The 14,636-nt window shown below is 37.8% G+C and carries 10 protein-coding genes; 1 reads left to right on the top strand and 9 read right to left on the bottom strand.

Annotated elements, in window-relative coordinates; all coding sequences use genetic code 11:
- Positions 1–53: 53 nt before the first annotated feature.
- From H4J39_RS13140 to H4J39_RS13115, 6 genes are all read right to left on the bottom strand, one after another.
- Positions 54–2,075, bottom strand: coding sequence for a TonB-dependent receptor domain-containing protein (locus H4J39_RS13140; RefSeq protein ID WP_182228876.1), 2,022 nt, complete (start codon positions 2,073–2,075; stop codon positions 54–56).
- A 288-nt stretch (positions 2,076–2,363) separates the two neighbouring features.
- A complete protein-coding gene (locus tag H4J39_RS13135; protein WP_182228875.1) occupies positions 2,364–3,170 on the bottom strand; it encodes a M48 family metallopeptidase in 807 nt (268 codons plus the stop codon).
- Between the two features lie 86 nt (positions 3,171–3,256).
- Positions 3,257–4,738 (bottom strand): HAMP domain-containing sensor histidine kinase, encoded by a 1,482-nt coding sequence (locus H4J39_RS13130; protein WP_182228874.1) that lies wholly within the window; start codon positions 4,736–4,738, stop codon positions 3,257–3,259.
- A complete protein-coding gene (locus H4J39_RS13125) occupies positions 4,735–5,460 on the bottom strand; it encodes a response regulator transcription factor (RefSeq protein WP_259368837.1) in 726 nt (241 codons plus the stop codon). The genes H4J39_RS13130 and H4J39_RS13125 overlap by 4 nt, the downstream gene beginning before the upstream one ends.
- A 176-nt stretch (positions 5,461–5,636) precedes the next feature.
- On the bottom strand, positions 5,637–6,380 hold the full coding sequence (locus tag H4J39_RS13120; RefSeq protein ID WP_182228872.1) for a spondin domain-containing protein: 744 nt from the start codon (positions 6,378–6,380) through the stop codon (positions 5,637–5,639).
- An 11-nt stretch (positions 6,381–6,391) separates the two neighbouring features.
- On the bottom strand, positions 6,392–7,129 hold the full coding sequence (locus H4J39_RS13115; protein ID WP_220462194.1) for a spondin domain-containing protein: 738 nt from the start codon (positions 7,127–7,129) through the stop codon (positions 6,392–6,394).
- Positions 7,130–7,347: 218 nt separating this feature from the next.
- Here H4J39_RS13115 and H4J39_RS13110 point away from each other — a divergent pair, with 218 nt between their 5' ends.
- Positions 7,348–7,710, top strand: coding sequence for a hypothetical protein (locus H4J39_RS13110; protein WP_182228871.1), 363 nt, complete (start codon positions 7,348–7,350; stop codon positions 7,708–7,710).
- Between the two features lie 66 nt (positions 7,711–7,776).
- On the opposite strand, the gene ligA is transcribed toward H4J39_RS13110, so the two are convergent.
- From ligA to smc, 3 genes are all read right to left on the bottom strand, one after another.
- Complete coding sequence (gene ligA / locus H4J39_RS13105) at positions 7,777–9,819, bottom strand: NAD-dependent DNA ligase LigA (protein ID WP_182228870.1); 2,043 nt, start codon at positions 9,817–9,819, stop codon at positions 7,777–7,779.
- A gap of 75 nt (positions 9,820–9,894) precedes the next feature.
- Entirely contained in the window at positions 9,895–10,959 is a 1,065-nt protein-coding gene (gene zipA, locus H4J39_RS13100) for a cell division protein ZipA (RefSeq protein ID WP_182228869.1), read from the bottom strand.
- 56 nt (positions 10,960–11,015) lie between these two features.
- Positions 11,016–14,516 carry a chromosome segregation protein SMC gene (smc, locus tag H4J39_RS13095; protein ID WP_182228868.1) on the bottom strand — a complete coding sequence of 1,167 codons (3,501 nt, stop codon included), beginning with the start codon at positions 14,514–14,516 and terminating at the stop codon, positions 11,016–11,018.
- Positions 14,517–14,636: the final 120 nt, after the last annotated feature.

The following is a 14,636-nucleotide window of genomic DNA, read 5'->3' as shown; positions in this document are numbered from 1 at the left end:
ATTTATAGTGACAAGCTTTAAACAGGGTTATTAATAGCTCTATGTACTAAAGCCTAAAATTGATAACCGTATGTCAACATAGTTTGTCGACCACGTGCAGGGTATTCTTGAACAGACTGATTTTGGTTATTAATACCAAGAATAGAATAAGACGAGGTGTCGTAATTTATATCGGTCAAATTTTTCACGGTTAGCTTAAGAGTCGATTGATGGGTCAACTTCCACTGCACATGACTATTAACCAGCCATAAGTCATCTTCGTCAATCAGTACCTTAACCGATGAGCGCCAAGTACCATTAAGATTAAAAGACCATGCCTTCTTTTTATAATCAATGGAATAATTCATATAGGTGTTAGGCGCTATTTCTTCAGAAGTAGGTAAATCAATATATTCTCCCCTAGTGGTTTGGTTTTTCCATAAGTGAGTCACAGAGCCTTTAACACGTATGTTGTTGATAGGCTGCCATAACCAAGTAAACTCGACCCCTTGTGCTTCGTTGTTAGCAACATTGGCAAGTACTTGTTTGTCAGAGACGTCTGGTGTAAAGCCTATCAAATTTGACTGTTTATTATAAAAAAGCGTACTACTAATTTCAAAGTGAGACAACGACAGGAAATAAGCGAGTTCAGTTGTTCTTATCTCACTAGCCTTCAGGCTTTTACTGCCTATGGTTAAGCCACTTTCTTCATCATACAAATCCCCAAGTGAAGGTGCCCGATACCCTTCGCCATATAATAGTTTAATGGTTTGCTGATTATCCACTTGATAAATCAAACCAATTCTAGGCATGACTACATTATCAACATCGTTATAACCATCGAAGCGAAGTCCTGTGGTTAGGTTGAAACTGTCATTCAACTGCCACTTAGCTTGTAAATATAAACTGGTGATAATACGCTTTTTATCTAAAACTACACGTTGATCATCCCCATCAAAAATGATTACATCCGGCAGCTGTTCAAAGTCGCCATATAAATCAAAGTTACTTTGTAAAAAGCCCTCAGGAACTTGGCTATTAACATAAGATAAACCGGCATTGAGTAACAGTGAACTCCCCCATTGATATTTCCCATCAAGGGCAAGGTTTGCTGAACGATAAGTAAAATTTTCGCCAAATAAAAAATCGACGTCTTCAAATGGCTCCTCACCTTTAGGCTCAAGGGCTGTTAATGACTTTCTTTTACCTTGTTGGTAGCCAGCTGAAAAGTCTAAAGAAGCAGTGTCAGTATTGTAAAAATTATGATTAAGGCCCAACAAAATATGCCGTTGATTGATCTCACTAACATTATCCCTCAAGCGTCTAAATAAATAGTAATCTTGTCGTTCAGACTCTACATACTGGCCAAAAAATTGAGTTTGTTCATTCTCAAGATAAACACGAAGTTGTGTCGCGTTATGTGGATCTTTAGTCGTGTTTTGCAAACTATTGCGATCGAACACATCGGTAAATAAATCGCCATCATCTTGATAATGAGAAAATGTTGCACCTAACTGCCAATTTTCCAATTTATGAGTATAACTGGCGAGTAGTTTTTTGGCGTTGAACTCTCCCACAGAAAAAGCGACACGGTTTTCACTTTGAGTAATAATATTGATCACACCGCTATAAGCATTAGAGCCATATATAGCAGAACCCGGACCACGAATAATTTCCACCCGTTGCACATCAGCTAAATCCATATAGCGGATCAGATAATTAATACCGCCAGTGTAGTCGTCATTTATTCGATGGCCGTTTAATAAGACCAATAACGTATTGGCATATTTTTGAGCATGACCGCGGATAATTATATGAGATTGGTTTCCTTCTACTGCATTCATCATATTATAAAAACCAGGCACTTGGCTGAGTAAATCAGTCCAATTATTAATGCCAAGTTCGGCAATATCATGATAATTGAAAACAGTGACCGAAGAGGCAGTTTCACGAATAGATTCGGTGTTTTTCGAGGCGATAGCAACTTTAACGTCCCTCAGATCCGATAGGGATAAGGCAAATAAGTCGGTATTATCATTAGCGCTAAGCGGTAGGATAAAAAGTAAATACAGCGCATAAATCCATTTATTAATCACAGTAAATATTTTAATTTTTCACAAGCTCCTCTTTGATATGTGTTTTTATTATAGCAGAATTTTTATTATTGATAACAAACAAGATTATCAATGTATTTGGGCAATCCTCCTATTATCAAATTGATAAGTTCCTTCATTTATATAGCTGCAAACACAGTTAAGCGATGCGATTAACAGCGAAGACATGATTAACTCAAACTATTGGGCTAATCATGTCAGGGAGATAATCGCTAATTTTATCAATAACTCTTTTAAAGCGTGTCTTCATCCCCCTCCCATAATTAGCTTTTATATGTTATTTGGCTTTTTACAACTGGGCGCGTTACTCGCTTTATAATAAGTTAGAGACTTGGGTAAGTGTGCCGTTAACTGATTAATACGGGTTTTATTGGATGGGTGAGTAGACATAAATTCCGGTGGCGCTGCGTTTGAAAGTTTTGCCATATTCTGCCATAACGTGATGGCAGCCGAAGGAGCAAATCCGGACTTTGCCATTAAGTCTTGCCCTACAATATCTGCTTCACTTTCGTGGGTTCGACCATATGGCATTAACACACCATATTGTAAGCCTAAACCTAAGCCCGACATCCATAAGTTACGATTCTCTACATTTCCAGCAGATAATGCCGTGTCGACAACCGCCATGCCTGTTTGAGATATTTTACTTGATGACATACGTTCGTTCGAGTGACGTTCAATAACATGCCCAACCTCATGACCAATAATTGCACCCAGTTGGTTTTGATTTTCTGCAACTTTTAAAATACCGGTATAAACACCAATTTTCCCACCCGGTAAAGCAAAAGCATTCACTTGTTCAGAATCAAAAACAACCACTTCCCACTCACCTTGATGAGCTGATTTAGGCACATTAATTGTGATCGCTTTAGCGACACACTGTACGTAATTATTCACGGCTATATCAGTACTAATTTTTTCTTTTTCTTTCATTTGCTCAAATGAACTTGCCCCCATTTGGTCAAGCTCTGAACTTGAAAAAAGTGTTATTTGATTACGACCAGTAGAAGATTTTGCGCAACTTGCTAAAACAACGAGTGCAGCAAGCGTTAATGAGAGGGTAATTTTATTATTCAAAATTTTTCCTTAGGTGACTGCTTAAATGAAATCCTTGTGTGTATTCTAAGGAAATTAACAAGGAATTTCGACCGTTAAAATAAAACCTACAATATAACTTTACGTAAGTTGAATGAAAATGAGCTTCCTTTACCTAAAGTACTGGTTACTTTTATATCTGATTTTAATAATTCTAAAAGTTTTTTAGTGATCGCAAGACCTAGCCCTGTATGTTTTTCTTTGTCTTGTACCGCATTACTTGCGCGATAACGCGTATCAAAAATATAAAGTAACTCTTCTTCTTTAATGCCTGTTCCTGTGTCAGTAATCGTTAATTGGCATTGATGCTGATTGATATCAGTAATAACTAAGGTGATTTCCCCCGAGACAGGCGTATGGCGAATAGCATTCTCTAATAAGTTACTTAGCACGCGTTCTAATTTACCAATATCACTATGAACTTGGGTATAAGAACACTCAGGTATAATATTAATATCAATATTCTTAGCTGCAGTTTGCAAACTAAATTTAGCAACAACATCATATAACAGCTCGGCTAAATTGAATGCTTCAAGGTTTAAGGAAACTTGCCCGCCTTCTAAATGCGCTAGCTCAAAAATTTGATCAATAAGTCCCTTCAATTGTTGAGCATTTTTCAAAGCAATTTCAACATACTTCTGTCGTTGCTCTTTAGTGACCTGATCACTCTTTAAGGAGAGGGTTTCAATATATCCTTGCAAAGAAGACAATGGTGTTCGCAAGTCATGAGAAATATCAGCCAATAATTCACGTCGTTGCTCATCATGTTGTTGCAACATGTCAAATTGTTGATTAATTTGCTTAACCATTTGCTCAAACGCTACGCCAAGTTGATGCACCTCATTGCGACTGTTTGGCATCCATTGAGCGAGCTGTACTTTGTTTTTATCAAAGCCAACAGCTTGAAGTGCTTTAATGTCTTTACTTAATTTTCTTAATGGTCGAGTAAAATAAGAAAATATCCCTAACATCACCACGAATAAGAAAAGCATAGCGCCAAACATAACCATAATAGAAAGCTCTATTTTTCGGCTTGACTGCAAACGATTAAAGGCTGATTCATAACGCTCGCCCGCAACAATCACATATAAGTAGCCTTGCAAACTATTACCATTAAAAACGGGGGCAGCAGAAAATATTTTTTTGCGAGAAAGATGTTGAGGATCATCACCATAAATAGGTAATGGCGCTTGATTTTGTGTTAATTGAATTAGCGGAAGTAAATCAATTTTTGTACGTTTTATTAATGATGGCGCAATTGAATGAGTAACAATTTCACCTTCTGGGTCAACAAAGTAGAATTCAAATGCCGGTCCCATAACCATTAAGGTATGAAATAAATTTTTCAACGCTTTGTGATCATAAACTCCTTGTAGTAATAACGGGTTATCCCTGGCTAGACTTGCTGCTAACGATAAGTGTAAATGTTGCTCAGACTCATATCTTGTTTTCTGCTCGAGCTCTTGTGCCAAAATATAAAACACACTGATAATTGCGATAAATACCACCAATAAAGAAAGCGACAAACGGTGATATAAAGACAATTTCATGCGGCAACACCTTGTTTATTAAATTTATAACCCACCCCCCAAACTGTTTGTACTATTTCAGGTTTAGTGGCATTTTTTTCAACTTTATTACGTAAACGATTGATGTGGGAGTTTACGGTATGCTCATAGCCACTGTGGTGATAACCCCATACATTACTCAGTAGTTGCTCTCGAGAGAAAACTTGGTCTGGATGAGAGGCTAAAAATAACAGTAAATCGAACTCAGTAGACGTTAACTCTATTTCTTTCCCTGCTAATAACGTTATATGAGTGGTATTGTTTATTTGTAATTCACCCAACGTTAAATGCTGCTCAGGTTGTTGTTGCTGTGATTGTTGTTGTTCACGCTGAGCAGATAAATGTAAACGTCTTAGCTGGCTGCGAACGCGAGCTTGTAGTTCGCGAACACTGAAAGGCTTGCTCATGTAATCGTCTGCACCAAGTTCAAGGCCTAAAACGCGATCAATTTCACTGTCACGAGACGTTATCATTAAGATCACTTGTTCCGGTTTTTGTTCTCTAAGTTGACGGCAAACATCTAAACCTGAAATCCCCGGTAGCATGACATCCAATAAAACCAACGAATAGTTATTATGGCTTAGTTTATCTAGCGCTAACTCACCGGTGAGGCAATGTTCAACCGTTAATGACAGTTCTTGTAAATTCAAAATCATTAAATCTGCAATATCTTGATCGTCTTCAACCACTAATATCGTGTCCATGTATAACTCACTATTTATGTTCATGTTTTATTGATGAAATAAGAAATATAAATAGGAACTAAAATACAACGGTTAACATAAATACTCACCAACTTACTTGACTGATTGCACGCCTAAGTGCCCTCTCGTAAAGTCTTGTTGATGAGTATTTTAACGTCTTTACAACATTAAATTTATTACTCGGTGCGCGTGACCACGACGGCTAACGTTGGATTATCAAAACGATGTGCTTGTGTTAATGCTGAAACCATTAAACCATCATCAACAGAAACAATACCGCCGTGCATAGCCACTTTGTCAATATCGTCACGCTCAGCATTAAAGCCTTCACCTGTTCCACCGCCTGCGGGACCTGGAATAGTTGTCATTAACTCAGAGTTTTTTTCAGTACCTGAGTCATAAGAACTTGTTGTGAATGAAATACTTTCACCCTCAACTAAATTATTTATGGCTAAAGCATTTATACCTGTAAAAGCGTCGTTGGTATTGACGAGCATTGTCGCTAACGATAGCATCATCGGCGCGTTATTTACCTCTGTAAAAGTATACGAAACATCAATCACTTCAGTCATTCCTGGCAGTAAAAGCCCTGCACCTCCTTGTCCTGAAAGTACAATAGGGTCAACTAGTACTGCTGAGTTATCACCACTTTCTGCTAAATTTTCTAAAGCAACACTGGCCATTGCACCAATTGACCATAGCTGACCTTCATTATGTAAAATCAGCGCCACTGGCGACATAGGTTGTGAGTGAGTTAAATTTGTTATTTTTACTTGGTAGCTATAAGTGATCATAGCGACTGGTTCAGGCTCAGGTACTTCAACTACCATTTCTTTTGAGCTCGAAGATGAGCCACCACATGCACTTAGTATTACTGCTGTTAGTGCGGTTACCACTAGTTTTTTATTGATTGAAATCATGAGGTCGCCTCTTAATTAATCGTTACGGTAATACGAGCAACAGGGTTTAACCAACGATGAACAGTATTATCTAAATCACTTTTACCACCCGTTAAGTTATCATCACCTAAGCTGCCACGGTGTATGTGTACAGCAGTATTATCTTCTGTCATGGTAACGCCTGAACCACCAGTACCTGCATTCATGCCTGGTGCTGCTGGAATGCCTGCAACACCGGGAGCACCTCCACCCGTGATCATTTCATCATTCGCTTCAGTTCCTGCGTCATAAGCATTGACGGTAAACGAGTAAGTTCCTGCTTCTGTTGGGATTTTCCAACTGTTTAAACCTATAAAACCATCATTAGTGGGTAGCATCATCGCCACAACAGATAAATACATATTACCATCAGTGGTTGATAGCATTGCTGAAGTTGACATGGTGGGGGCTAACAATCCCATGGCTGGATTTTCTGCTTTATCCGCCGTTGTTAACATTGTTGATAATCCAGAAATGTCGCCACCTTCAGCCATCATTTTAAGTTGCGATGATGCCATAACACCCGATGTAAATAACTGTGTATCGCCATCATGTGCAGCAATTAAAATAGGTGTAAAGTGAATACCTTGAGTAAGGTTGGTTACCTTTATATCAAGCTCTTGTGCTTGTGTTAAAGCGGAAGTGCTTAGCAGTAATGCTGTTGATAAAAATAACGCTTTATTTTTAATTTTTGTTGTTTTCTTTACCGTATTTGAAAGTAGAGTATTCATAAATTTCCTTAGCTAATTAAGATGTCGAAATCAATTATGCAGAGGAAATATTACGAAGGTTTCACGAAGTTATCACAAATTTATCACAAGAATTAATTGTAAAAGTAATGAAATTTTTTTAAGAAAAGACGTTCTGTTGTTGATAATATTTTTAGAACTTGCAAATTCAGCATTAAGCATGACAAAATTATTATCAAATATAGTCTTTTAGAATTTATATGAAATATCGGTTAACACCAGCGTTATTTAATAACATCGCCATTACCTTATCTTCTTTTCGCTGGGTTTTATTAGCATGGAGCGGATTCTTCTTTGTGCTGTTTTTAATTTTAAGTAAGCAGATTACCCAAAGCACGCCAAGTGTTTTAGTGTGGTTCGCTATTTTCATTTTGTTTGCTGCCTTACAAACACTAGTTATTGCCAGTTTTATTTTTTTCTTTCAGGTTTTACCGTCGAATAAAGAAGAAAACAAACCATGGCAAAAGTTCTACCGCACTATTGAATGGTGTGAAGCCATCATTTTTACTATTATTTTGCCTTTACCCATGATGTTGTTCATTTACGCACTGTTCATTGTTTAAAGCACTTTCAATAACTTTAAGCCTTACTAATAAGATGAAATAAGGCTTAAATAATCAATTGTCGTTTTATTTATATTGAGTCAGTAACGAAACTAACTCATCTTCAGTGAGTATTTCAACACCCAGTTCTTGCGCTTTAGTGAGCTTTGAACCTGCCTTTTCGCCAGCAACTAAAAAGTGTGTTTTTGCCGAAATACTACCTGATACTTTAGCGCCAAGTGCTTGTAATTCAGCTTTAGCTTCGTTGCGCCCCATTTGAGTTAACGTACCAGTAAGTACAAACGTTTTATCTTTTAATGGCTGTTCGTCTTCAGATTTTACTTCAATGTCGGGCCACGAAATTATCGTTTCAAGTTCACTGACCACTTCAATATTATGGTCTTGCTGGAAAAATTGCGTAATGTTTTTAGCGACAATTGCTCCAACATCGGGTACTTCTTGCAATAAGGCTTCATCAGCCACTTTTATCGCAGAAAAATTCAAAAAGTAGTTGGCTAAATTAGCTGCCGTTGTTTCCCCTACTTCTCGAATACCCAGTGCGTAAATAAATTTGGGTAACGTGGTGGTTTTCGCTTTAAGTAGCCCAGCAATTAAATTGTCTGCTGACTTCTTTCCCATCCGCTCCATCGTGCTTACGTCTAGCTCGGTCAGTTTAAATAAATCAGCAGGCGTTTTGATCAGGTTTTCATCCACTAATTGCTCAACTAATTTATCTCCTAAGCCATCAATATCAAGCGCTTTTCGTGAAGAAAAATGTTTAATGGCTTCTTTGCGCTGAGCCGCACAGTATAAACCTCCCGTACAGCGTAATATCGCCTCTCCTTCAACCTTAACCACAGCAGAATCACAAACAGGGCAACTGATTGGAAAAGCAATATCACGGGAATTTTCAGGACGTTTTTGCAGTTGAACACTGACAATTTGTGGAATAACATCTCCAGCACGTCTAATGGTAACGAAATCATTAATCTTAATGCCTAACCGGTTAATCTCATCTTGATTATGCAAGGTCGCATTACTCACGGTAACGCCTCCGACAAAAATCGGATTTAAGCGCGCTACAGGAGTAATAGCACCGGTTCGTCCCACTTGGAAATCAACATCAAGTAATTGTGTCGTTTCTTCTTGAGCCGGAAATTTGTAAGCCGTTGCCCAACGTGGTGCTCGAGCAACAAACCCTAATTTTTGTTGTAATGCAATATCATCAACTTTGAAAACGGTTCCGTCTATTTCATAGGTTAAATTGTCACGTTCTTGCATGATATATTGATAAAAGCTGGCAACTTGTGACGAATCACTCAGTAACTTCACTTCAGGACACATAGGTAAACCCAATGTTTTTAACTGACAAAGGCGTTTATAATGTGAATTTTCTAACCACGCTTCGCCAAGTGTTTTACTGGCGGCTTGTTCAACATAACCAATGCCATAAACATAAAAAGCTAAGTTACGTTTAGCCGCTACTTTTGAGTCAAGTTGGCGCAAACTTCCTGCCGCTGCATTTCTAGGGTTAGCAAAAGATTTTTCACCTTTTTTTAACGCATTTGCATTTAAAGCATTAAAACTAGCTTTAGGCATGAAAACTTCACCCCTAACTTCTAATATATCAGGATAATTATCACCCTTTAGCTTTAATGGTATTGATTTAATGGTTCGAACATTTTCAGTGATATTTTCGCCAACAGCACCATCACCACGTGTTGCTGCTTGTACTAAAACGCCATGTTCATAACGTAGACTCACCGCTAGACCATCTAGTTTAGGTTCAGCACAATATTGAATTGTTTCTTTTGACGCAAGACGGTCTTGTACACGTTTTGCAAAAGCTTGCCACTCGTCAGCAGAGAAGACATTATCAAGCGATAACATCGGAACTTGATGAACCACTTGACTAAATGACTTAAGTGGTTGTCCTCCTACCTTCTGACTAGGAGAGTCAAGGTATTTTAATTCAGGCTCTGCAGTTTCAATCGAGATAAGTTCACGCATTAAGCGATCATATTCCGCATCTGGAACACTCGGTGCATCAAGGTCGTAATATTGATGATTTAATTGATTAATGAGTTGGTGAAGCTCTTGTATACGAATGGCGTTAACAGATGATGACATAAAGGTTATTTACTTTTGAAGGCGTTTAAATAACAGGCTAATGGCTATATTAACCTGTCGATGGTTTAATTAATATTAAGACGAAGCGATTAAATTTCTTCGCTCAAATTCACGAATTTTACCCGTGTAGTGTTGTTCTGTTTGTTTGGTCATAACATTACGTTTATCGTCTAATAGTTGCCCATTAAATTCTAAAGCGAGTTGTTTCGCGGCATTTAACATTTGTTCAAAAACAACAGCAGCATCTCCCACATTGGGTAACGTCATAAATAGACTAATACCTTGTGTTGTAAAACTTTCCATATTGTCGAGATCAAAGGTTCCGGGGTTCATAATATTCGCTAAGCTGAAGGTTACTTTACCCTTACCGGCGTTATCTTCATGGCGGTGAAAGATATTCATATCACCATATTTCATACCCAAGGTTAATAACATCGGTAAAAGCGCTGCGCCCGACATTTGCTGTTTTTCTGGCATAACAACTGAGACAATAAGCACTTCAGGCTCGATATTAACTTTTTTATGCTTAACTGTATCTGGGGCTTGTTGAGCCGTGCTTTGGGTTTTCTTGTTTTCATTACCAAAATTTATTTCTATTTGATCTCGCTTAATCGGTGCTTTATGACTAAAACGAGCACTGTTTTTTAATGGCTGCTTAGCTGATATTACCGGTGTTTGGTAAACCGTCGTTTCAACTTTTTTAGTCAGGGTCGCTTCTTTGTCTTTAACGTTATCAACCAAAGATGCTTCATGACCGTGAATATCAGATGTTTGGTTGCTTTTCTCTTTCGTTATATCATCTAAAGCAGACATATCGCCTAAACTTGGTTCATCATCTTCAGCACTAAATTCTCGATATGAACGATGTTGTTCTTCATAATCAGAGCGAGTAGACATGGGAATTTCTTGATCGTACGCTTCGTCGTCGAGCAAATTGTCGACCACTCTAGGCTTACTCACCCCATCTTGATCAAAACCTGAACCGTCAAAACCTCGATTATGCGGTTCAAGCTTCTCAGATTTTGCTTTGAGTTTATAAGGGTTTTTATTTTTTCTAATTGTCCAAAAACCATGAACAAATATTGCCGTGATCACTACAGCACTAATAACAATCAATGCGGTTCTGAAATTATATTCCATCTGATAGCCTTTTATTATTCTATTTCAGCTTTGTTTAGCTTTACTTTATTTTGTGCTTACGCTAATTCAGCCATAGCAATTGCTTCATCAATATCTACAGCGACCATTTTCGAAACGCCCGGTTCAAACATCGTCACACCAGTGAGTTGACTCGCCATTTCCATCGCTATTTTATTATGACTAATATAGATAAACTGCACGGTTTGTGACATTTCTCGAACCAAATTACAAAAACGGCTTACATTAGCATCGTCAAGTGGCGCATCTACCTCATCAAGCATACAAAATGGCGCAGGGTTTAATCTAAAAATTGCGAACACTAATGATAATGCGGTCAGCGCTTTTTCGCCACCCGATAATAAGTGAATCGTGCTATTTTTTTTACCTGGCGGTCTTGCCATAATAGTAACACCCGTTTCAAGCATGTCATCATCAGTTAACGCTAAATAAGCACTACCACCACCAAACACCTTAGGAAATAATGCTTTGAGATCATTATTAATTTTTTCAAAAGTGTCTTTAAATTTATGGCGGCTTTCTTTATCTATTTTAGCAATAGCTAATTCTAACGTATTAATTGCTTGGGTTAAATCTTCATCTTGTTGATCCAGATATGTTTTACGTTCAAATTGTATTTCATATTCATTAATAGCAGCAAGATTGATCGCGCCTAAACGATTAATATCTTTTCCCAAGTTAACAATATGAGCTTGCCATATTGCCTCTTTTGCCTGTTCTGGCATAGATGATTGCACCGCCAATAAATTTTGCTGCATTTCGTTTAATTGTTCAAGCGCGGCATCAGCTCGCAATCGATAACTTTCTGCTGTTAGGTGCACAGCATTAACCTGTTCTTTCTTATGGTTGATTTTTTTAGTTAATTGTTGAAGTTTTGTTTCAGCAGCATTGATTAACGTTTTAGTATCGGTTGTGTCATGTTGAATTTTTGCTGTTTTTTCATCAATCTTAGCAACATCGATCAACCATACTTGCAATTTTTGCTCATCTGCTTGTAAAGGTGATACAGAGTCTTCAATCATCTTTTGATGCATACGTTGCTGTTCAGTAAGTTGCTGAATACTCTCTTGCGCACGTATCAATGCTAATTGCCCCTGCACTTGTTCATGGTTTAATTTTTCAATCATTAAGGCTTGCTGGTGCTTTTGCTGATGGAGTTTTTGTGTACTCCCTTGACTGTCTTGAATTTTTCTTTGTAAATTCTCTTGTGCTGTACTGATGTCAATAAGCTGATTAGTATCATGTTTGGGCAATTGCGCTAATGTGTTTTCTTGTGCAAATAGTATTTCTTTATTTTTAATGAGAAAACGTTCAAGCTCGATAAGTTCTTGCTGATAGGTAGCACTTTGTTTATCACGCTGCTCTTTTGCTTGCTTGGCTAATGCGATCTGTTGCTTTAAAGCCTGCCCTTGATGCATAGACGCTTCAATAGTCGCGCTAAGCACTTTCGCTTCGCTAGCAAGCTGTTCTTTATGATGAGTGAATTGGTCCTCTTCATTTTGACCACTAGTTACATTGAGTTGTAGCTGACTAATTTTTGATGACGTATTCGTAATATTTTCAGATAACTGCAACAATGCGTTGAAATTTTCAGCACGGCCTTTTCTTAAAAAACGAGCGCTGAGCCACGTACCATCTTGACAAATAACTGACTGATGTTCGGCAATAGACAAGATAATTTTTTGTGCTTGTTGGTAATCATCTGCGATCAATATATTGTTTAAAAAAGCAGTAATTGCAGATAAACCTTTAACTTTCTCAGCTAAAGTACCTTTTATTGCTTGCACACAAGTCAACGAAGACGTTTTACCTTCTGTATCTCCGAGCACCAAAAATAAAGGGTCAATCGTTAATTGTTCTGGAAAACTTTCAACGAGCTCTCCTTGTAGCCAATGATGTAATACTAATTCAACACTTGCCTGCCAAGCTGTTTCAACGTCGAGTGACTGATAAACGGTACCTAAGACCTTCTCACCTTGCTCGGCTAGCCATTCCTTTTGCTTAACACTCCAATCTGCTTGTTGATTTTTTTGTGTCTGTAGCTGTTTTAAAGACAGGTTTAATGCTGAGATTTCACCACTACTCTGGGCTTGCAGTTGTGAAACTAGGCTAATTTTTTTAACGAGTGCTCGTTGCTTTATCTCATTCTCGTTATGTTGTTTCACAAAAGTCTGGTGCTGAATTTCTTGCGTGAGCAACTTGGTTTCAATATCAGCTAGACTTTCAACATTTTCTGAATGTTCTTCATCAGATAAACTGACGAGTAAGTGCATTAACGTCTTTTTTCGCTGCTGCTGCTGGTTTATTTGTTCGCTTAACTGAGATATTTTTTGTTTAACATTCAGTTGCTGATCGTTTGAATTTTTATGTTGGTGTTGCAAGGTTTGCCATTGCTGGTGTTCGTCGCGCTGTTGCTCAATAAAACTATCGAGTTGAGCTTGGCTCTCGAGTAATTGTTGATCAATTAATTCAAGCTCAGGTAAATGTTCAGCTATTTTAAACGAACATTTTTTAAGATGTTCTTGTTCAGCTAAAACCAACTGCTGGGCATTAATCAGTTGCTGTTGTGTAACACTGTTATCATGTTGGGATTTTTGTTTTTGTTGTTTTAAGTGTTTTATATTTTGCTCTACACGAGCAATATCATTACTTAACAATAATTTTTTCTGGTGGAGATCGCCGCTAGACTCTCCCCCAATCGTCATTTTTTGTTTAGCATCAAACAACTCAATATCAATTTTCTTTTGTTCAACAACTAATGCTTCAATTTCAGTTTGGTATTGGCTTACTTGTTGTTTTTGTTCATTGGCTTGTTGATCAAACTTTTGCCATTTTAAGACAGTGAACTCTGCTCGATATTTTCGCTCTTTAGTTTTTAAGGTTTTAAAACGTTTGGCGGCTTCCGCTTGCTGATGAAGTTTGTCAATTTGCACACCTAGCTCTATACGAATATCGTTTAAGCGTTCGAGATTTTCTCGCGTATGCCTAATTCTATTTTCAGTGTCTCGGCGGCGTTCTTTATACTTAGAAATACCTGCCGCTTCTTCAATAAAAACACGTAATTCTTGAGGTTTTGATTCAATAAGCTTTGAAATGGTGCCCTGCTCTATAATCGCATAACTGCGAGGACCCAGACCTGTACCAAGGAAAATATCCGTAATATCTCGACGACGACACTTACTGCCGTTTAAGTAATAAGTATTTTGGCTATCACGATTTATTACTCGTCGAATGGAGACTTGACTACGATCGGCCATATTACCTTGAATACGACCATCAATATTATCAAATAACAATTCAACGGATGCCTGACCAACGGGCTTTCGCGTAGCTGCTCCGTTAAAAATAACGTCGGTCATGGCGTCGCCACGCAAATTTTTCGCTGAGCTTTCACCAAGCACCCAACGAACCGCGTCAATAATATTTGATTTCCCACAACCATTCGGCCCAACTATAGCCGTCATTTTTTGCTCAAATGGCACTTTGGTTGGGTCAACAAACGATTTAAAACCCGCAAGTTTTATATGCTTTAAACGCATAAAACACAGAAACCTTTTATGTTATATTAGGATTAAACTTAACATTAAAATTTTACCAGAGTTATCTACTATTTGTAACATGAAACATCTGTTCAATTTATGAATTTATTTTATAATCAC

It is taken from the genome of Colwellia sp. Bg11-12 (assembly GCF_014076955.1).
Classification (GTDB): Bacteria; Pseudomonadota; Gammaproteobacteria; order Enterobacterales; family Alteromonadaceae; genus Colwellia_A.
The sequence above is the reverse complement of the archived record's forward strand: the minus strand, read 5'-3'. Positions and strand labels throughout refer to the sequence as shown.